Origin of the sequence: Vibrio sp. B1-2 (assembly GCF_963888445.1) — a bacterium.
GTDB classification, from domain to species: Bacteria; Pseudomonadota; Gammaproteobacteria; order Enterobacterales; family Vibrionaceae; genus Vibrio; species Vibrio anguillarum.
Genome location: NZ_CAWPJH010000033.1, coordinates 240,718 through 261,573, shown reverse-complemented (window position 1 = coordinate 261,573; position 20,856 = coordinate 240,718). Strand labels below are relative to the sequence as shown.

The following is a 20,856-nucleotide window of genomic DNA, read 5'->3' as shown; positions in this document are numbered from 1 at the left end:
CTCCGTAAATCAATCGCTTTCTCTAGCATTCTGTTTCAAATGCCTAAAAAACTGCCATTCGCTAACCATGTGACGAAAAACAGAACAAAGCAAACGTTTGCTTATAGATGTTACTTTAAATATCTGCGACAATGCGCCCAAAAATATTTGCGACCAATGTGTAAGGAAAGCCATGACTGCTCAAAATATTGATGGGACACTCATCTCCCAGACGGTTCGCTCTGAAGTAGCGGCGCGGGTAAAAGCTCGCACTCAAGTGGGTCTTCGAGCTCCGGGGCTAGCGGTGGTGCTGGTGGGAGAAGATCCTGCGTCACAAGTGTATGTCGGCAGCAAACGTCGTGCTTGTGAAGAGGTGGGTTTTGTTTCTAAATCCTATGATCTTCCGGCCACTGCAGGTGAAGAGGAGCTACTGGCGTTAATCGATAAGCTCAATGCCGACCCTGAAATTGACGGCATTTTAGTGCAACTGCCCTTACCTGCTGGGATTGACACAACCCATGTGCTTGAACGCATTGTTCCTGAAAAAGATGTCGATGGTTTTCACCCTTACAATGTGGGCCGTTTAGCCCAACGCATTCCTAAACTGCGCTCTTGCACGCCCAAAGGGATCATCACTTTGCTTGAGCGCTATAACGTTCAACTGCGTGGTAAGCATGCAGTGATTGTGGGCGCATCCAATATTGTCGGCCGACCAATGACGTTAGAGCTGCTACTGGCTGGTTGCACCACAACCACATGCCACCGCTTCACTAAAGATTTAGAGCACCATGTTCGCCAAGCTGATTTGTTGGTGGTGGCTGTTGGTAAACCCAATTTTATTCCCGGTGCATGGATTAAAGAAGGTGCCGTGGTGATTGATGTGGGCATCAACCGCTTGGAGTCAGGCAAACTGATTGGCGATGTCGAGTACGATGTAGCTCGCACCAAAGCAAGCTTGATCACCCCTGTTCCGGGTGGTGTCGGGCCAATGACGGTTGCCAGTTTGATTGAAAACACCCTGTTGGCGTGCGAACAATTTCACCCCAATAACTGATCTTGTTATTGATTATTGCTAGTGGTTATTGATAGCTATGATCAGCGAGCCAAAAAGAACCCCAGCACTGCGCTGGGGTTCTTGCGTTATAAACCAACTTAGCCTTTATTGGGCATTATTCATTTGCGTTAGTTTGTTGCCTATTGGCGTAGAGAAATTGTAGCCGTCGTGTTCGTCCCAGTTAATAGACCATGTCATCACACCACCGTAGTTAGGGTAGTTGAAACTCGGTTTCACCGTCGCGCAAGAGGTTCCCTTGGTTAAGCAGTCCAACGCATCAAGAATGTTTTGCGTGGGCGCTTGCCCAGAGTTGGCAGAGCTCGGGCCAGAAGGCAAACCGATTGCAACTTGATCGTCACGCAGTGGTTCAAAGCGTGAACCATCGGCCAAATCAAACCCTTCTAACAGCATTTTTGATTGAGCGACCATCATATCCACCGAACCTTCAGGTGCTGCACCCGGTAGATAAGGGTTTGGTAACCCACCGTTGTTATAGAGCTGGACATGAAGTAGATCGAGTGTGTCACGAACCTCATTGATGATAGGAATATACGCACCCCAAATGCCGCTATAAGCCACCATTCCGCCTTGAACATAAGGGTGTTCTGGTGCCATGGTCAGGTACATATCACCGCCGATGTTGGCTTCAATTTGCTTTAATGCCCGGCCCAAGCGCGCTTGAATTTGCGAGCCATGCATTAAGTTAGAACCACTTTCTAAATCAACATCCAAACCATCAAAACCCCACTCTTTGATCAACGCCGTCAAACTATCAACAAAGTGCGCTTCATCACTGTCAGTATTGAGCGTAATGTTGCCTTCCGCGCCACCAAGTGACAAAACAAAAACTTTGCCTTTGGCTTGCAAAGCCGCCATATCTTGCTTGAACTGGGTAGCATCTAAGGCGGGACAGCTACTATGCGCATCGCCTGCGAAAAGATTGAAATGCACGGTTCCATTACTGTTGCGGTCATTATCGGCAAATGCAATATCGATCACATCCCACGCATCAGACATATCAGCGAGACGCATTGGGCAGCCAGCAGCATTGACAAAATTATGCCAGTAACCGATCAATTTGTGCTTTTTCTGTGTCTGTTCAACCACCTTCACGGCAGCTGCGTCTGACAATACACTACTGCCTGCATCATAAGCTTGCGCAGCCACTGTGTATTCGCCGATAGCCGTAGGTGTCCAAGTGTAGGCATAAGGCGCACTGGTATCAGTTGCGACCACCGCTCCATTCACTAAGAAATCGACTTTAGAAACAGCACCAGTGAGTGACGTCGCATTGGCAGCAATATTGACTGGTTTACCTAAACCGACGGTTTGCCCTGACGTTGGCGATGTTAACGACACCACTAACGCTTGATCGCTTACTGAAACGTTAATCTGACTTTCAGCGCTATTATTGTCATTATCGGTTGCGATGGCTTTGAGTGTGGTACTTCCGACCTTGCTCGCAACCCACTCAACCAAATAAGGCGCTTGGTTTACTACGCCAAGGCTCGTGCCATCAACAAGAAATTCCACTTGTACTACACTGCCATCGGCATCATTAGCTTGTGCGCTGAGCAGGATGGTAGAACCAGCCAGAATCACTTCATTGTCAGCAGGGCTTGTCAATGAAACGGTAGGTGGCGTGGCGCACGCGCCCATTCCTGTCCACGCTTCTTGCCAATAACTTCCTTTGCCCGGCTCATAGGCCCACGCTGAGCTGGAAGAGCACCAACCTGCGATATCACAACGGAACTTTTGATTATTGTTTTGCACCAGTTCGCCCGCAGCGTAACTGCTACCCGCCACATAGGTTGCTAAACCTGCACAACCACCACTTGAGCCTCCAGATACAACCAAGGCGACCTCTTGGCTATGAGTCGTTTGGTTATCATTATCCGTCGCTTTGGCTTTAAAGGTGTGAGAGCCTGAGACAGCAGTCCAATCGTGGGCATAAGGTTCTGAAGTATCTGAAGCGACGAGTTGTCCATCCACATAAAAATCAACTTGCGTGACGGTTCCATCCGAATCGGTAGCATTAGCGCTTAGCGTCAATGAGTCACCAGCCGCTAGCTGCTCAGCACCTGTTGGGCTGGTTAAGGAGATGGAAGGAGGCACTAAACCACCAACAGGCGTAACCGAGATGGTTGACTCTGTTGACGTAGTCGCACCCTGATTATCAGTGGCAATTGCAGTCACTTGGGTTGCGCCTAAAGCGGCAGTCCAATCGGTTTGGAAAGGCGCTTGTGTGATGACGGCGATCGACACGCCATTAATCAAAAATTCAACCTGTGCCACGCTACCATCGCTATCAGACGCCGTGGCTTGCAGCGTGATTAAGCTGCCTTGTGGGATTTGTGCATTATTGGCAGGAGAAACGAGATTTAGCGTGGGTGGAACATTGCCACCGCTGTCACACTGCCCGAGTGATAGCCAAAATGCCCAGGGGCCGTTATTGCTTGCAGGATCATTTCCCTGCGTCCAATAGTTAGCTTGATAGGCTGCGTTAGATTGCGTCACTTTATCGCCGGACGTATAAATGGCGGCCGTATCCCAAGAGCCCAAGCCATCACAGTTATAGGCTTGAGCTTGGTAGCTTATCCCTAACGTTGTAATAATGGCGGCTCTGAGTAGATAAGAACTCATTGTTCTCTCCTTTGCTTATGAATAATTAACCCGTTCCCAAGTAACTTGACGTGGTGGCCTGCAATACGCGAGATAAAAACAAGGCAACATCAAGTAGGCAGGGTATATAACTAATAAGCTAGAGGACGAGAATTGCACTCTAAATAACTGATAATTTTAATTATCTCAGCTCAAAATCACGGCATGATTTCAACATCAACACCGCTTGCAAATCTTTTTCGGCGGACTTCACGAACTCACCTAATCACACGTCGTTGAGAAATTGATATGGTCAATATTATTTTGGTGAGATGGATGGATAAAAATGCCGGCTCTGTTAGCCGGCATCGAAGATACAAAATGTATGGTGGGTTTTCGTAACCAATAGAAACGCTACGTTTATAGCGACAAAATAACCCCAGCAAGTGCAGCACTCATCAAGTTAGCCAGCACGCCAGCACTGATCGCTCGAAAACCATATTGAGAGATGAAGCTGCGACGCTCTGGCACCAAACTGCCCAAACCACCGATCAATACTGCCATGGTCGAAATATTGGCAAAGCCGCACAGAGCAAAAGTTACAATCGCTTGAGAATGTTCACTGAGCGAATCTTTTACGTCCATCAATTGGATAAAAGCGACAAACTCGTTCACGACAATTTTATTACCAATCAGTGAGCCTGCCGTCATCGCTTCGCTCCATGGAATGCCCACCAGCCACGCAACTGGAGCAAATAGGTAGCCTAAAATCAATTCAAAACTAAGGGTTAAGCCAAACAGACCGCCCACCCAGCCCAATAGGCCGTTGAGTAGCGCAATCACACTGATAAAGGCCAGTAACGTTGCCCCAACCGCAACCGCGATACGAAGCCCAGACATTGCCCCATCAGCCACGGCTTCAACCACATTGGTTGCTTTTGGTATCTCAACCTCTTCGTTGGCCACCTGCTGACTTTGCGCTTCGGTTTCCGGCACCAAAATTTTCGCCATCAACAAACCGGCTGGAGCTGACATAAATGCCGCCGCAATAAGATAGTTAAGGTTAACGCCCAGTGAGGCATAGCCCACTAACGTACCACCCGCAACCGAGGCTAAGCCACACGTCATCACCGCAAAAAATTGCGAATCACTCATGTGCTTTAAATAGGGCTTAACGACTAACGGCGCTTCAATCATGCCGACAAAAATGTTCGCCGTGGCTGACAGTGACTCTGCACGCCCCGTACCCAATAATTTTTGTAAACCACCGCCAATCAAATTAATCACTTTAGGCATCAAACCAATGTGGTACAAACCGGAGATCAAAGCGGAGAAGAAAATGATGATGCCAAGCACATTAATCGCAAACACAAAACCAACGCTACCATTGGCTAAACCGCCAAAGAGAAAGCCAATTCCCTCTTGCCCATAATTGATCAAATTCGATACCGCACCCGTGACACTGTTGAGCACTTCTTTCCCCATAGGGACATACAGAACCAATAGTGCAAAGCCTACTTGCAATAAAAAAGCGAGCGACACGGTTCTAAGTTGGATGTTTTTTCTATTGGTAGAAAGTAGCCAAGCCGTAAATAAGATGGCGACGACGCCAAGTAATGAGTTCATTTGCTGTCAATCCAGATAACGGGGATAGGAAAGGCGCGCATTCTATCGTGCGAAAACGAATGCGCAAGTCGCAAATGTTACAGAGGTGTGCTTAAAAATAGCAGCCTTAACCCTCTTGTTTCAAGCTGTTGATTTGTAACAAGCTAAACGATTGCCTAGGCTTATATTTTCCATATAGAAAAGATGTTTCTGAGTTTGGAAATAATAATTCGTACTCATTACACTTTTGTCAAACGGATGTAAGGCTCTAACTGAGTATCCCAGTAGCAAGGTGTACCGATTAAAGCCTTGATAAATTCAATCACGGCTGAGGTTTTCTTCGGCATATGTTGTCGGCTCGGGTAAACCGCATAAAAAGGCATGTTTTGATTTGCGTGCCAATCTGGCAACAACTGGATCAGTTTACCGGTTCGAAATTCATCTCGAATTAAATAAGTCGCCAAGTAAGCAACACCCCACCCTGCCACGGCGGCGTCACGGACGGCTTCGGCTAAATCCACCGAATAGTTACCCGACACATTGATGTTGACCTTTTGCTCTGGATTGGCAAACGACCAGCTGGTGTAATCTCGCTCCCAACTGCGGTAGATAAGACAGTTGTGACCTAACAGATCACTGGGTGTCTGAGGGGGTGAATGGTTTAATAAGTATTCCGGTGACGCCGCCAGCACAAATTGGCAATCGGCGAGACGTTGCGCCACGTACCCTTCCGGCAAATGTTCGTTGTTGGTCACCCACAAATCAAGCCCTTCTTCGAGCATATCGACTCGATAATCGAACAAATGCACTTCCACTTGCAGTTTTGGATAACGCTGACGAAGCGCCTCCAGTGCTGGCAAAATGTGCAAAGAACCAAACGACTGTGAAAGACCAAGCTTAATCAGCCCAGACACCTCATCACGCTGGCTTTCCATTTCAGACTGCGCAGCATCCATCAACCCAACGACCGCAATACAATGGCGATAAAAAGCCTCTCCAGCCTCGGTTGTGGTGAAGCTGCGGGTGGTTCGCTGAACGAGCTTCACCCCGAGCGAGGCTTCCAGTAAGGCCAACTGCTTACTAACATGCGATACTGATACGCCTAAGCTTTTGGCCGCAGCGGTAAAGCCTTGATGTTTGATTAACGCAGCAAATATCACCATTTGCCCTGCACGTTCAACTAGCACACGCTCTCCAGAAATAGCAAAGGGCTCATGATGAGCCCTTTGCGTTCAATTAAGGTTCAAATCAATAGGTAATTCTATCCGCCAAATGGCTCACCGCGAGGGCGAAATAATATGAACGGTTCCACTTCATCAACACATTATAGTTGTTGTATACCAAGTAAACGCGGCCATTTTCATCATCTGGCATGATAAGCCAAGCTTGAACGTTGTCTAAATTAGGCAGTGGTTTACCTTCGTAACGGGTAATACCGAGCTTGTTCCACTCTCTCAATGATTTCCCTTTTTCGGGCTGTCGCCCTTCTAAAGTGCGGTCAAAGCCATGCGGAACTTTAACTTGACGGCCCCAAGTGTATTTATCATCCCATCCCGATTGGCTGAGATAATTGGCCGTCGACGCGAATACATCTTCCTTTGAGCGCCAAATGTCTTTTTTGCCATCGCCATTACCATCGGAAGCGAACGCCAAAAACGAACTCGGCATAAACTGGCATTGTCCCATCGCGCCAGCCCATGAACCTTTCATCTCATCAGCTTGGATATGACCTTGCTGTAGAATTTGCAACGCGGCCATCGTCTCCTTGCGGAAAAATTCTTCTCGACGACCGTCATAAGCCATAGTCGTCAGCGCATCAATAACACTAAAACCACCGGTCAACGCACCAAAATTACTTTCTACGCCCCACAAAGCCACGATAAAGCGCGGCTGTACGCCATATTGCTCGCCAATACGGCTAAGCTCTGCATAGTGCTTTTCATACAGCGCCTTTGCTTGGTTCACTTTCCATTCTGGAACCGCGCGTGGGATATATTCATCCAGCGTCAGTTTCTTTTCTGGTTGATTGCGATCGGCCGTCACAGCACGTGGCTTGTACTCCACATTTTTAAACGCATCGATTAAAATTTGCTCTGAAATGCCTTCATTTCGTGCTTGCTGCTTCAAGCCTTCCACATAGTGTTCAAAACTAACCTCATTCGCCATCAATGGCGTGGAGAGGCTTAATCCCAATACGACTGACAATAACTTTCTCAAATCGTCCTCCTTGAGCTGAAAACTTAGCTATCTTTTTGCTGAGCCTTTTGCTGCTTATATTGTTCTAATAAATTTTGTGGCGGTGGCGGTAACTGTAGGAAAAAGCCCTCATTTTCTAGAGACTCTTTTACTTTTTCAATGTTCACTTGGGCAAGTGTACGCCCTTCCAGTTTCACTACCATGACTAAAGTAGGTTTACCGAACATCGCCATTAATGTGTCAGGAACCTGTGAAAAGTCATCCTTTTTGGGGATATAGAGATAGGTACCTTCTTTTTTAGAGCTTTTGTAGATAGAGCAAAGCATGACAAACCTTTTATTGTAATAAACTGGCTTTTCGAGCCAATTAAGTTAGAAACGTTAAACTTTTACCAAATTTGAGATTAAAACAAACATTTGACCGCAAGATAACTTGCTGAGCTAAGTCAGGGAATATAACATGACAACCCTAGTTTCAGGCAACGCCCTTTCTAGTGAAGCCATTAGTTATTGAGGTCAATATAAGATGTCGAATACTCCTGACCTAAAAGGTAGCAGTTTTACTTTGTCAGTGTTACACCTTTGCGACAGTGAAGTTGCCAATACCGTTGAGTTTCTCAAGGAAAAAGTCGCCCAAGCTCCTGCTTTTTTTGCCTCTGCACCTGTGGTGATCAATATTGCTAAAGTGATTGGCGATATTGATTTTGCGATACTTAAACAAGGCATCACTGAAGCGGGAATGATCCCGGTCGGTGTGACAGGTTGCCGTGATAAACGCAGCCAAAACTTAGCCTCAGAAGCCGGCTTTGCCGTGATGGCGGCAAGCAAGTCGCCTTCTCAAGCACCTGCTCAAATCGCGCCAACCAAGGTGATTCGCACGCCCATTCGCTCTGGCCAGCAAGTGTATGCCAAAGATAGCGATTTAGTGATCCTCAATCACGTCAGCGCGGGGGCCGAAGTGATCGCCGATGGTTCAATTCACATTCATGGTTCACTGCGCGGAAGGGCCATTGCCGGTGCCAGCGGCCAAACGGAAGCAAAAATTATTTGTCACGATTTACAAGCAGAGCTGGTCTCCATTGCTGGAAATTATTGGCTTAGCGATCAAATTGAAAGTGAGTTTTGGCAGAAGAAAGTGATGCTCAGCATGGTTGATGATTCACTGCATTTTGAAACGCTCACGATTTAAAATTAACAAGGAAAACATAATGGCACGCATTATTGTTGTAACGTCAGGAAAAGGCGGCGTTGGTAAAACAACCTCAAGCGCAGCAATTGCTTCTGGCTTGGCTTTAAAAGGTAAAAAGACAGCGGTCATCGATTTTGATATCGGTCTGCGTAACCTTGACTTAATCATGGGTTGTGAGCGCCGCGTGGTGTACGACTTTGTCAACGTCATCAACGGTGAGGCGACACTTAACCAAGCGATGATCAAAGATAAACGCACCGAAAACTTGTTTATTCTGCCTGCCTCACAAACCCGTGATAAAGATGCGCTCACCAAAGAGGGCGTAAAGCGCGTTTTGGATGAACTCGATACGATGGGCTTTGATTTCGTCATTTGCGACTCACCAGCAGGTATTGAGCAAGGCGCGTTGATGGCTTTGTACTTTGCTGATGAAGCGATTGTAACGACGAACCCTGAAGTCTCTTCCGTGCGCGACTCGGACCGCATTTTAGGGATTTTGGATTCCAAATCAATGCGCTCAGAGCAAGGGTTAGAGCCTGTTAAACAGCACCTTTTATTGACTCGTTATAACCCTACTCGCGTGACACAAGGTGAAATGTTGAGCGTGGAAGATGTTGAAGAGATTTTACATATCTCTTTACTTGGCGTGATCCCAGAAAGCCAAGCGGTGCTTAATGCCTCCAACAAAGGTGTTCCGGTTATTTTTGACGATCAATCAGACGCAGGCCAAGCTTATGCTGACGCTGTCGAGCGCTTATTAGGGCAAGAAGTCGAGTTTCGTTTTCTAACGGAGCAGAAAAAGGGCATCTTTAAACGACTTTTCGGGGGTTAATATTATGTCTCTACTTGAGTTTTTCCGACCACAAAAGAAAACGACCTCAGCAAGCCTTGCCAAAGAGCGTTTGCAAATTATCGTCGCCGAACGTCGTAGTGAAAATGACCCTGCACCGACCTATTTGCCTCAATTGAAAGAAGACATTCTCAAGGTGATCGCCAAATACGTCGCGGTTGACCCTTCGATGGTTGAAGTCTCTTTTGAGCACAAAGATGATGATATCTCTGTGCTGGAATTGAACGTGAAACTGCCAGACGAAGAAAAGTAATCCTTATGATAAAAGAGCCTGCAAAATTGCAGGCTCTTTCTCTTTACTAACCAATTTTACTCAACCAATTTGTTGAGCCGTTCACCGAGAATAGGTAAGCGCCAGCTCTGCATCACATCCGGCAATTGCGCGGGATCTCTCTCTTTCTTCCACACCCAACTCAATAGCTGGTTGAGCTGTTTTTTAGAGGCTAAAAATTCAGTCGCTAAACCCGTAGTTTGAGACACTGATTTGACTTCATCTTTCAACCGTTTAAACAACTGTTTATAGCCGGGATAGTCCATCAAAGGGTCGATTTTAGGTGGGTATTGATCAGCCGGAGTCTGCTGGCCCGCTTTCACCAATGCAATGATTTTGGCACTGTGGCGTTGAATCGATCTCGGATCGGCCCCTTCATCAATCATACGGCTTGCACTCGTCAATCCCAAACGAGCGATAGTCAGCAAATCTGTCTCTTTGACCACAAAATTGAGCGCCAAATCACGGCGTACCGCCTCTTCGTAGCGCCAAGTAGCTAAGGGTTTGAGAATCGCTAATTCTTGCGGTGTTAGTTGCCATGCCCCTTTGATATCCAAATAGGCCAAATCCGGATTAGTCTGTTTAATGCGTTTGATGCTCAATAGTTCAGATTCTTGCTGCGCCGCTTGCCACCAGCCCGCCTGCGTCACTTTATCGAGTAATTTCTCGTAAATCGGCAGCAAATAAAACACATCGGCGGCAGCGTAATCCAACTGCTTTTGCGATAAAGGCCTTGCTAACCAATCAGTACGCGATTCACTTTTATCAATTTCAATCCCTAAGAATTCATTGACCAATGCGGCAAATCCGGTAGACAGTCCATGACCGAGAAAGGCCGCCATTACTTGAGTATCGACCATTGGAAACGGTGTGCAGCCAAATGCATTATGAAAAACTTCGAGATCTTCACCACACGCATGCAGCACTTTGAGCACGGAGGTGTCTTGCAGTAACTCGACAAAAGGGGCCATGTCATCAAAGGCAAGTGGGTCGATTAAAGAGAGGTTTTCACCATCATAAAGCTGGATCAATCCGAGCTGTGGGTAAAAGGTACGCACTCGGACAAACTCGGTATCGAGCATCACCACATCGGCATCTCGCGCGGCAAGGCATACACGTTGTAGGTCGTTAGGCTGGGTAATTATTTGGTAGTTCACTAATGGCTCACTTTGGGCAACCCTACTAGAGGGGACATAAAAATGCCGACGGTTTGAGTCGGCATTCTAGCACTATTTTTTCATACTGACTTGATGCTTAGGCACGTTTTGTTTGTTCAATTGCCGCATCATTTTCTTCACGAAGTACGCGGCGTAAAATTTTACCCACATTACTCTTTGGTAAATCTTCCCTAAACTCAATCAACTTAGGCACTTTATAGCCAGTCAAATGTTTACGGCAATGGGCAATGATTTCATCTTTGGTTAAGCTCGGATCACGCTTAACCACATAAATCTTGACGATTTCACCAGACACTTCATGAGGCTGGCCGATAGCGGCCACTTCTAATACTTTGCCATGCAGTGCAACCACATCTTCAATCTCATTAGGATAGACGTTGAATCCAGAGACTAAAATCATGTCTTTCTTGCGATCGACAATATAGACCATTCCTTGCTCATCAAACTTGACGATATCGCCTGTAGAGAGCCAACCATCGGCATCAATCACTTCTTTCGTCGCTTCCGGTCTTTGCCAATAACCTTGCATCACTTGTGGGCCACGCACTTGCAACTCACCGACTTGATCATAAGCCAACACTTTGCCTTCATCATCAACGATACGCACTTCGGTTGAAGGTACGGGTAAACCAATTGCTCCCGAATAATCACTTAAATCATAAGGATTACCTGTCACCAGTGGTGCACATTCAGTCAAACCGTAACCTTCAAGCAGGTGGATACCCGTCACTTTTTTCCACTGATCGGCCACCGCGCGCTGTACCGCCATGCCACCACCAACAGAAAGCTTAAGATTTTTGAAATCAAGTTCATGGAAATCTTCGTTGTTGACCAACGCATTAAACAGCGTATTCACCCCCGTAATGGCAGTAAATGGGTACTTTTGCAGCTCTTTGACAAAGCCTGGAATATCGCGTGGATTAGTAATCAATAGGTTACGCCCACCCATTTCGACGAACAGTAAACAGTTTACGGTCAGTGCAAATACGTGATAAAGCGGTAATGCCGTCACAACCAGTTCGCGGCCTTCGGCCAATACTGGGCCATATGCCCCTTTTGCTTGGAGCACATTCGCAATCATGTTGCGGTGGGTCAGAATTGCCCCTTTTGCCACACCGGTTGTACCACCGGTATATTGCAAAAATGCAATGTCGTCGCCAGACATAAAAGGCTTCACATACTGTAAACGGCGACCTTTGTGCAACGCCTTACGCATGGAAATGGCACCTGGTAAGTCATATTTTGGCACCATCCCTTTCACATATTTCACAACGAAATCAACCAACGTCCCTTTTGCTCTAGGTAACATCTGTCCAAGGCTGGTCAATACCACATGTTTTACCGAGGTATTTTCAACAATTTGCTCTAAGGTATTGGCAAAATTCGAGACGATGACGATCGCCTTTGCATCGGCGTCATTCAGTTGATGTTCAAGCTCTCGCGGGGTGTACAACGGGTTAACATTCACCGCAATCAACCCGGCTCGTAATACGCCAAATAACGCGACCGGATACTGCAATAGGTTAGGCATCATTAAGGCGACACGATCACCTTTTTTCAGCTTTAGCTCATTTTGCAAATAGGCGGCAAATGCTCGGCTGCGCTCTTCCAGTTTACGAAAAGTCATGACCGAACCCATATTCATAAAGGCTGGTTGATCGGCATATTTATGAACCGATTGCTCAAACATTTCGACCAAAGAGAGGTACTGATCAGGGTTGATGAATTCAGGTACGTCAGTTGGATAGCGTGAAAGCCAAGGTTTCTCCACGGTAATACTCCTCGTTATTGGCGGCTGCTCTACGGCGATATTTTTATGTGCGCTATTACAGCACAGCCAAAGCGCTTGAGCACGAAACACTCAAACACTTGTTTAAATTTTGTTAACTAAGCCAAAAATTAGTTCGGCGACTTGCGAAGGTTGCTCAAGATGGCAATGATGACCACCAGAAATAGTGAACATCTCTTGCCGATCATCGGCGAAATAGCCTCGAGCGGCTCGTAACTCAGAAAAACCGTGTGTACCGAGAATCACACGTTGTGGGCATTGGATGTGCGCCATTATGTGCTGAGCATGCTCATACGACATGCGATACAAGGAATCGCTGTTTAACTGTGGGTCATGACGCCAATACCACTCGTCATTGCACAGCTCAACCCCTCGAATAACGATGGGTTGGATCAAGGCTGCTTCTAACTGGTTGACTTCGGCTCGGCGAGCAACAGCGTATTCTAAATTCGGTAACCTACGACGAGGCTTACGCCGGATCCGCTGGCGGCTGAGTACGCCATTGCGCAGCCTGGCCACACTCTCTAGTGGCGATTCAGCCAATGGAGCCATTCCTTCGATTTGAACTAATCCTGCGACTTGCTCAGGAAAGGCGGCACTATAGCAACTTGCGATTAAAGCACCAAGGGAATGCCCTACGATCACTAACCTGTTTGGCGATAAGTTGAGCAAAAATGAGTAAATATCATCAATATAGTCATGAAATGGGTAAAAATGACCGTCGGCTTTATGGCTTGAAAGGCCATGTCCCGGTAAATCGATTGCGCAAAGGTGTAACTGTGGATTAAGGTGACTTAACGCTTTGATAACGGTAAGAAAACTGGATGAATTATCTAACCAACCATGCAAAAAAACGACCGATAAGTCGGCCGTTTGTGCGTTTCCCAACTCTTGAGTCGCAATCATTCCTTGCGCAAGAGAGTACTGTTTTTGTTGCATCGCTATTTCACTTCTTGTACCACGCGCCCTTCACGAGCACCAATGTACATTTGACGACAATATAAGCTGTGGCAAGGGTACATATAAGTACCGAGATCATTCACGACCACTCTTTCTTCAACTCGCCACAAATGTAGCCCTTTTACGGCCATGGTTGGGAAAGTGTATTCAAACTCACCTACTTTGGCTTTTTCTGGAGCAAGGCTGGTTCCCACTAGCGTCACCAAACGATCTTTAGCATAAGCCACTGGGTCAACAAACCCGTCAACATAGCCAACAAAACGCCCTTGCGGTTCGCGGTCGATATCAGGTCGGCCTGATGAGCTAATTGGCAAATTGACTATTTCAATCCGTGTTTTATCCGCCAAATTAGTCACACTGGCGATGACGCCGCCCAGCCGGACTTCATCTTGCTCATTGGTTGGCGTATTGACCCAAGTGGCGTAATCGGTGATCACGGCATCACTACTGGCACGAAGATCATCCGGTAAGCTTGAGCATGCACCAAGCAACAATGTGGACGATAACAGCAGTAGCGTTTTAGAAGTGGAAAAAGATCGCATCATAATGACCTTGTTGGATTAGATGTAGATATCGACTCCAAGCAGTTGAGCAAGTTCCTCTTTTTTTGCTTGGTTCATCACGTCCATGTACTCTTCCATCGCCTTTCTTGATCGACCTTCAGGAAGATCGTATTCCAGATTAGCCTGATGAATCTCTGATGGATCGACATGACGAATTGAATGAGAAACAGCATTCGCCACCTTAGTAGGTTGGCCTACTCCGGTTTTGACATCGCCTTTCTTTACCCCATTGTTCTTATTTGCGCGATTAGCCCTATTGCTACCGGGCACTATCGCAGGAGGTAAACCGTTAATTGAAACCATACTGTTCCTATTCAATTAGAGCAAGACGAATGCAACGCCTTGCCTTTAACTGATTATTCTCGGCCCGGTAACTTCTTCCAAGCCACGTTATCACGCAGGTAAACAGGGCTCGACTCTTCCACTGTTAGCGTGTTTCCTTTAGCAAACTCATACTGAGCAAGAAACACCATATCCTGTGCATCTGGGTACAATACTTCCCCCATTTGACACGAGATAGGCAACGTATCTAACTCTTCTTTATAAGCCGCCCAACCCGTTCCAGCGCAGCCCCAAGTGATGCTGTCAGCTTTGATTTGCTCAGCAAGAGTATTAGGAGCAATGACGCACTCTGCATCTATCTCTTGCCAAGAGCCATCTTCTTGACGTGTATAACGACCCCAGTAAATCTCACTCATTCTGGCGTCAATTGCACACGCCACCTGCTGGTAACCCTGTAAACGATAACTGCCTTGCGCCATCGCTGCCAGGGTCGAAATACCTATCATAGGTAAATCAGCGCCGAATGCTAAACCTTGTGCAATTCCAATGCCAATCCGTACTCCGGTAAAACTGCCCGGACCACGGCCAAAGGCTAGCGCGTCTAGTTCCTGTAAGGTGATGCCCGCTTCTTTGAGGACGGAATCCACCATGGGTAGAATTTTCTTGGTGTGATCGCGAGGGGCAACTTCACTGCGAACGTACAGTTTGCCGTTCATCATTAAAGCAACAGAACAGTTCTCTGTTGCTGTGTCTAAGGCAAGGATCTTTGCGCTCATTACTATCTCTAATTGTTGTTAATAGTTACGGGTGTCGTGACTAAAATTTGACTTAAGAAATCTTTTACTTTGTCCAAATCCCGCGTACGTGGAATGGGCGGTAAACTGGCAAGAAATAGCCCACCGTAGTCACGGGTGACTAAACGGTTATCACAAATGATCAGTACACCTTTGTCATGTTTATCGCGGATCAAACGCCCGACCCCTTGTTTCAAGGTGATGACAGCATCGGGTAGTTGTACTTGCGCAAATGGATCTCCACCGCGCATTCGGCAATCTTCAATTCGCGCTTTCAGCAGCGGATCATCCGGTGCGGTAAATGGAAGTTTGTCGATAATAACACAGCTTAATGCGTCACCTCTAACATCTATCCCTTCCCAAAACGCCCCTGTCGCGACCAATAAGGCATTACCTAATTCCATAAATTCGGCCAACGTTTTTTGTTTACTCGTCTCCCCTTGCATCAGCACTGGCACGGTTAACACTTCTCGAAAACGTTCACCTAACTCGCGCATCATGCTGTGGGAAGTACATAAAAAGAAGCAGCGGCCTTGGTTTTGCTCAATCACTGGCGACAAAATACGCACCAATTTATCGGCAAGGCCTGGGCTATTGGGTTCAGGTAAATAGCGTGGCACACACAGCCGCGCCTGCTGCTGATAGTCAAACGGGCTTGGTAATGAAAACTGAGCTTGGGGCTTTAGTCCTAAACGCTGAGTGAAATGGCTAAAATCGTCGTTTACGGCCAAAGTTGCGGAGGTGAAAATCCATGCGCCCTGCTTTTGTTGCACCTGTTCGTGAAATTTATCGGCCACCGAAAGTGGGGTGATGTGTAAACTAAAATGACGCGGCGTGGTGTCATACCAATAGGAATAACCGGTAATAGAGACATCACACACTCGATCAATTCGTCCTTTAATTAAGTTAGCGCGCTCAAATGCGGTATCCAATAACTGGCTGCGACCTAACGCGAGTTTTAACACATCGATAGCAAAATCTAAGCTGTCTCGCAAACGCGCTAATTCTCGCGAAATCGATGGTGAAGCTAACGCCTCACGCCAGTTGCCTCGAAAACTGGGTTCACCCAACACAATGCGTAAATCCATCGCTGACTGCACCAGTTTATCGCCCACTTTCTGCAATTGGCGCATATCTTTTGCTTCAGTGCGATAGCCGATTTCAATATCTTTCGCCAGCTCTTGAACTTGGCGACTGGAGACTGATTGACCAAAATATTGGCTGGCGATATCCGGTAACTGATGCGCTTCGTCGAAGATAAAGACCTCGGCTTCGGGGATCAACTCACCAAACCCGGTTTCTTTGATCGCCAGATCGGCCAGAAAAAGGTGATGGTTGACCACGACAACGTCGGCATCCATCGCCTTTTTGCGCGCTTTAGAGACAAAACAGTCGACGTAACTTGGACACTCTTTGCCAAGGCAATTGTCGTTGGTTGAGGTGATGGTTGGAATGACCGCACTGTCTTCAGGCAACTCTTCACATTCGCCTAAATCACCACTTTTGGTTTCCGATGACCAACGACGCACTTTCACTAATTGAGTCAATAGCTGTGGATCAGATTGGTTGGTGTGGCTTTCCACCATTTGGCGGCTCAGCCTATCAAGGCACAGATAGTTTGCTCGGCCTTTTAATAGCGCAACATTGCCATAGAAACCGAGCGCATCAATCATCAAGGGTAAATCACGATGAAAAAGCTGCTCTTGTAGGTTTTTAGAACCCGTACTGATAATGACTTTTTTACCACTGAGCAGCGCAGGCACCAGATACGCAAAGGTTTTGCCTGTACCAGTCCCTGCTTCAACCACTAATTGCGATTGTTGGGCAATCGCCTTAGCGACCGCTTCAGCCATGTCAATTTGCGCTTGTCGAGCTTGAAAACCGGCAATGGCTTTACCTAATGCGCCTTGTGAAGAGAAGGTTTTTGCAATCATCAAAAAGTGGGGGTAAGTGTTCGTTGCGGGGCATTATGTCAGGTTTGATGAGCTGGCGCGAATCCAAGTGCAACCCGCGCCAGTTAGGTGTGTTCTATTTGCGATTGAGGTAACGAGATAACCAAGCTGGTCCTTCGTACCCATTCTCCGTTTGGGTCATTGCTTTTGCCGCCTCGGCGGGTGACGCTCGGTTCTCCCACATGTCTTCCAAAATGATTTCGTCAATTTGATGGTCTCCCATCAATGCACTCACTCTTTCCATATACAGCTTTCGTGCGAGGAGTTCTCTATCCATAAATACCGCCTTAAGACACTCTGTGAGGAAGAAAATTAGTAAAAGCCTAACGGTGAACCCGTTTATATATTGAAACCAACTTAATAATAGATTAATTATAGCCCTTATATTGCGGGGCGCCTCACCGTTCACACGCTCACGAATTAGTTTTTAGAACGAAAAAAATCATGCACGGAAGTAATTAATAATGGAAAGAAAAACACTGCTCACTCATTGTAGTGATGCGCCCGGACTTATCTCTAAAATCACGAACATTTGTTATAAACATCAACTCAATATTATTCATAACAATGAGTATGTTGATAACATTAGTGGTCACTTTTTTATGCGTACTGAATTGGAAGGCTACTTTAACGACACCACCCTTCTAGCCGACCTTGACCAAGCCTTGCCTGCACACGCAAAGCGTAAACTGATTGATTCTTCGCGCAAACGCATCGTTATTTTGGTGACTAAAGAAGCACATTGCTTGGGCGATATTTTGATTAAGAATTATGATGGCAGCTTGGATGTCGATATTGCTGCAGTGATTGGCAATTACGATACGCTGCAAAATCTGACCGAAAAGTTTGATATCCCGTATCACCATGTTTCTCATGAAGGGCTAAACCGCGAGGAACATGAGCAGAAATTGTTAGAAGTGCTGGACCAATATCACGCCGACTATTTGGTCCTCGCCAAATACATGCGGGTACTCACTCCTGGTTTTGTCGATAAGTACCATCACAAAATTATTAATATTCACCACAGCTTTTTACCGGCATTCATTGGTGCAAAACCTTACCAGCAAGCATACGAGCGCGGTGTAAAAATCATTGGTGCGACGGCGCACTTTGTCACTAATGATTTAGATGAAGGCCCGATTATTAAGCAAGATGTAATCCCGGTTGATCACACATTCAGCGCGCAAAACATGGCGCAAGCTGGACGGGATGTTGAGAAAAATGTGCTGAGTAAAGCCTTGAACAAAGTTATCAACGATCACGTTTTTGTTTATGGCAACAAAACGGTCATTTTATAGCAAAGCGAAGACTGTTCTTCACGAACATAGGAAAGACAAAAGGCGCGATTTGCGCCTTTTGTTGTTTTACGATTGCTGGCTGATCACTCCAAGTAATAACACCACCGGCTAGCTTGGACCACAAATTATAACTTAATCGCCAGTTCGACCCCCTGACGAATCGCACGCACAGCATCAAGCTCACCAGCATAATCGGCACCACCAATCACATGCATCTTCTCACCCAATGATGCCCATTTATCTTCAAAAGGACGTACCGATTCTTGCCCGGCACAAATCACAATTTTATCGGCGTCTAACAGCAAAGGATTACCGTCAAGCGTGATATGTAAACCGTCAGCGGCAATTTTTTCATAACCGACACCACCCAGTAGATTCACTCCACGCTTTTCTAAGGTGCGTTTATGGATCCAACCTGTGGTCTTACCGGGGCCTTTACCTACTCGTCCTTTGCGGCGCTGCAATAGCCACACCGTTTTTTCACTCATACAATCGGGAAATGGGTACAAACCTCCGGGATAAGCAATCTCTTTATCGATGCCCCAATCATGCAGCCAATCATCAAGCGTATGCTCTGTCGGCTCAGTCAACATAGTGGCGACGTCGACACCAATTCCACCAGCACCAACAATCGCGACTTTTTCACCAACGGGTGTTTTTTCACGGATCAGCGTTTGGTAATCCACCACCTTTTCTAGGTTATCAATACCATCAATTTTTACTTTTCTCGGCTCGACACCCGACGCCATCACTACTTCATCGTACGGTTCGAGCATCTCAAAATTGACGTCAGTATCTAAATGCAGATGCACACCGGTTTGATCAATACGATTTGCAAAGTAGCGAATGGTTTCTCGAAACTCTTCTTTGCCGGGAATTTGCATCGCCAAACGGAACTGGCCACCAATGCGATCATTTTTTTCAAACAGATCAACATGATGCCCACGCTCAGCCAATGTAGTCGCACAAGCAAGCCCCGCCGGACCTGCGCCAATCACCGCCATTTTTTTCGGCTGAGCCGCAGGGTGAATAACCATTTCCGTTTCATAGCAGGCCCGCGGGTTGACGAGGCAACTGGCCCGTTTGCCTTTAAATACGTTATCTAAACAGGCTTGGTTACAGCCGATACACGTATTGATCAGCGCGGCTTTTCCTTGCTCGGCTTTGGCAACAAATTCTGGATCGGCAAGAAACGGACGCGCCATAGACACCATATCCGCTTGACCCATTGCTAATATTTTTTCTGCTTCTTCTGGAGTGTTGATGCGATTACAGGTCACGACGGGCACAGAGAGATGTGGGCGGATTTTTTCCGTTACCCAAGTAAAAGCAGCACGGGGTACTTGAGTCGCTATCGTTGGAACGCGCGCTTCATGCCAACCGATGCCCGTATTGATAATGGTCACGCCAGCTTGTTCAAGTGCCTTCGCGAGCATTAAAACCTCTTCGAAAGTGCTGCCCTCTTCGACTAAATCCAGCATTGAAAGACGGAAAATGATGATGAACTCTTTACCAACCACTGCGCGAATCGCTTTCACTATCTCAATGGGTAAACGGATACGATTTTCGTAACTACCGCCCCAATCGTCGTAACGCATGTTGGTACGTTTACAGATAAATTGGTTGATCAAATACCCTTCCGAGCCCATCACTTCCACACCATCGTATCCTGCAAGGTGAGCTAATTCAGCACTACTGGCAAAGGCATCAATGGTTTTTTTTATCTGACGAGCACTCATTTCACTCGGTGCAAAACGCGCAATAGGTGCTTTAATCGCCGAAGCACTTTGGGCAAAAGGGTGCATTGCGTATCGGCCTGCGTGCAGCAATTGCAAGGCGATTTTTCCACCTTGGCGATGCACTGCCTCAGTCACAACTTGGTGTGCACGCGCATGTTTTGCCTTGCTAAATTCAGCACTGAAAGGGTGAAGTCGACCGCGCAAATTAGGCGAAAACCCGCCCGTCACAATCAGCCCAACCCCACCTTTTGCACGCTCTTCATAAAAAACGGCCAGCTTATGGAGCCCTTCCTTGTGCTCTTCTAATCCCGTGTGCATTGATCCCATCAATACACGGTTGCGTAACTGAGTAAATCCTAAATCCAAAGGCTCTAACAGATGTGGGTACATGGCGACTTCACTTTTATAATTATGCGTTATGGTCTGACCAGAATATTATTGCCCACAAAAAAAATCAAACAAGTGTTTACATTTTTGTAACACCGATCAATCTTGCGGTTGTTTGGGTATACTAGATCACGTAGGATGTAAGCCATTAATATCTCAAGGTTAATCCC

19 protein-coding genes are annotated in these 20,856 nt (G+C 46.7%); 5 read left to right on the top strand and 14 right to left on the bottom strand.

The window, feature by feature from the left end; genetic code table 11:
- Nucleotides 1-172: 172 nt before the first annotated feature.
- The gene (folD, locus tag AACQ75_RS11105; protein WP_010317168.1) at nucleotides 173-1,033 is read left to right on the top strand and encodes a bifunctional methylenetetrahydrofolate dehydrogenase/methenyltetrahydrofolate cyclohydrolase FolD; all 861 of its coding nucleotides are present in this window, start codon (nucleotides 173-175) and stop codon (nucleotides 1,031-1,033) included.
- 105 nt (nucleotides 1,034-1,138) lie between these two features.
- Here the strand turns inward: folD and AACQ75_RS11100 are convergent, their stop codons facing one another.
- From AACQ75_RS11100 to AACQ75_RS11080, 5 genes are all read right to left on the bottom strand, one after another.
- Complete coding sequence (locus AACQ75_RS11100) at nucleotides 1,139-3,676, bottom strand: Ig-like domain-containing protein (RefSeq protein ID WP_170888652.1); 2,538 nt, start codon at nucleotides 3,674-3,676, stop codon at nucleotides 1,139-1,141.
- A gap of 378 nt (nucleotides 3,677-4,054) precedes the next feature.
- Nucleotides 4,055-5,260, bottom strand: coding sequence for a NupC/NupG family nucleoside CNT transporter (locus tag AACQ75_RS11095; RefSeq protein ID WP_013857209.1), 1,206 nt, complete (start codon nucleotides 5,258-5,260; stop codon nucleotides 4,055-4,057).
- Nucleotides 5,261-5,478: 218 nt separating this feature from the next.
- Nucleotides 5,479-6,426, bottom strand: a complete 948-nt coding sequence (locus AACQ75_RS11090; RefSeq protein WP_170888651.1) for a LysR family transcriptional regulator — start codon at nucleotides 6,424-6,426, stop codon at nucleotides 5,479-5,481.
- 61 nt (nucleotides 6,427-6,487) lie between these two features.
- Nucleotides 6,488-7,456, bottom strand: coding sequence for a lytic murein transglycosylase (locus tag AACQ75_RS11085; protein WP_013857211.1), 969 nt, complete (start codon nucleotides 7,454-7,456; stop codon nucleotides 6,488-6,490).
- A 23-nt stretch (nucleotides 7,457-7,479) separates the two neighbouring features.
- A complete protein-coding gene (locus tag AACQ75_RS11080; RefSeq protein ID WP_017044579.1) occupies nucleotides 7,480-7,761 on the bottom strand; it encodes a YcgL domain-containing protein in 282 nt (93 codons plus the stop codon).
- Nucleotides 7,762-7,960: 199 nt separating this feature from the next.
- On the opposite strand from AACQ75_RS11080, the gene minC reads away from it, so the two are divergent.
- The 3 genes from minC to minE are packed head-to-tail and all read left to right on the top strand — an operon-like array spanning nucleotide 7,961 to nucleotide 9,726.
- Nucleotides 7,961-8,623, top strand: a complete 663-nt coding sequence (minC, locus tag AACQ75_RS11075; protein WP_013857213.1) for a septum site-determining protein MinC — start codon at nucleotides 7,961-7,963, stop codon at nucleotides 8,621-8,623.
- A gap of 19 nt (nucleotides 8,624-8,642) precedes the next feature.
- Nucleotides 8,643-9,455, top strand: a complete 813-nt coding sequence (gene minD / locus AACQ75_RS11070; protein ID WP_013857214.1) for a septum site-determining protein MinD — start codon at nucleotides 8,643-8,645, stop codon at nucleotides 9,453-9,455.
- A 4-nt stretch (nucleotides 9,456-9,459) separates the two neighbouring features.
- Nucleotides 9,460-9,726 (top strand): cell division topological specificity factor MinE, encoded by a 267-nt coding sequence (gene minE, locus AACQ75_RS11065; protein WP_010317176.1) that lies wholly within the window; start codon nucleotides 9,460-9,462, stop codon nucleotides 9,724-9,726.
- Nucleotides 9,727-9,782: 56 nt separating this feature from the next.
- Here minE and rnd read toward each other — a convergent pair whose 3' ends face one another.
- The 8 genes from rnd to AACQ75_RS11025 form a co-directional block, all read right to left on the bottom strand.
- On the bottom strand, nucleotides 9,783-10,901 hold the full coding sequence (gene rnd, locus AACQ75_RS11060) for a ribonuclease D (RefSeq protein WP_094129506.1): 1,119 nt from the start codon (nucleotides 10,899-10,901) through the stop codon (nucleotides 9,783-9,785).
- A 97-nt stretch (nucleotides 10,902-10,998) separates the two neighbouring features.
- Nucleotides 10,999-12,693, bottom strand: coding sequence for a long-chain-fatty-acid--CoA ligase FadD (gene fadD, locus AACQ75_RS11055; RefSeq protein WP_026028639.1), 1,695 nt, complete (start codon nucleotides 12,691-12,693; stop codon nucleotides 10,999-11,001).
- 102 nt (nucleotides 12,694-12,795) lie between these two features.
- Nucleotides 12,796-13,650: an alpha/beta fold hydrolase gene (locus AACQ75_RS11050; RefSeq protein WP_094147918.1), complete on the bottom strand. Its 855-nt coding sequence runs from the start codon at nucleotides 13,648-13,650 to the stop codon at nucleotides 12,796-12,798.
- A 2-nt stretch (nucleotides 13,651-13,652) separates the two neighbouring features.
- The gene (locus tag AACQ75_RS11045; protein WP_017047796.1) at nucleotides 13,653-14,216 is read right to left on the bottom strand and encodes a Slp family lipoprotein; all 564 of its coding nucleotides are present in this window, start codon (nucleotides 14,214-14,216) and stop codon (nucleotides 13,653-13,655) included.
- A gap of 15 nt (nucleotides 14,217-14,231) precedes the next feature.
- A complete protein-coding gene (locus AACQ75_RS11040; protein ID WP_170888650.1) occupies nucleotides 14,232-14,537 on the bottom strand; it encodes a chromosome partitioning protein ParA in 306 nt (101 codons plus the stop codon).
- Between the two features lie 53 nt (nucleotides 14,538-14,590).
- On the bottom strand, nucleotides 14,591-15,292 hold the full coding sequence (gene tsaB, locus AACQ75_RS11035; RefSeq protein WP_017047797.1) for a tRNA (adenosine(37)-N6)-threonylcarbamoyltransferase complex dimerization subunit type 1 TsaB: 702 nt from the start codon (nucleotides 15,290-15,292) through the stop codon (nucleotides 14,591-14,593).
- 8 nt (nucleotides 15,293-15,300) lie between these two features.
- Nucleotides 15,301-17,244 carry an ATP-dependent DNA helicase gene (locus AACQ75_RS11030; protein ID WP_170888649.1) on the bottom strand — a complete coding sequence of 648 codons (1,944 nt, stop codon included), beginning with the start codon at nucleotides 17,242-17,244 and terminating at the stop codon, nucleotides 15,301-15,303.
- Nucleotides 17,245-17,338: 94 nt separating this feature from the next.
- Entirely contained in the window at nucleotides 17,339-17,539 is a 201-nt protein-coding gene (locus AACQ75_RS11025; protein WP_013857222.1) for a hypothetical protein, read from the bottom strand.
- Nucleotides 17,540-17,726: 187 nt separating this feature from the next.
- Here AACQ75_RS11025 and purU point away from each other — a divergent pair, with 187 nt between their 5' ends.
- Entirely contained in the window at nucleotides 17,727-18,560 is an 834-nt protein-coding gene (purU, locus tag AACQ75_RS11020; RefSeq protein ID WP_010317194.1) for a formyltetrahydrofolate deformylase, read from the top strand.
- Between the two features lie 125 nt (nucleotides 18,561-18,685).
- Here purU and AACQ75_RS11015 read toward each other — a convergent pair whose 3' ends face one another.
- Nucleotides 18,686-20,689, bottom strand: a complete 2,004-nt coding sequence (locus AACQ75_RS11015) for an NADPH-dependent 2,4-dienoyl-CoA reductase (protein ID WP_170888648.1) — start codon at nucleotides 20,687-20,689, stop codon at nucleotides 18,686-18,688.
- Nucleotides 20,690-20,856 lie beyond the last annotated feature (167 nt).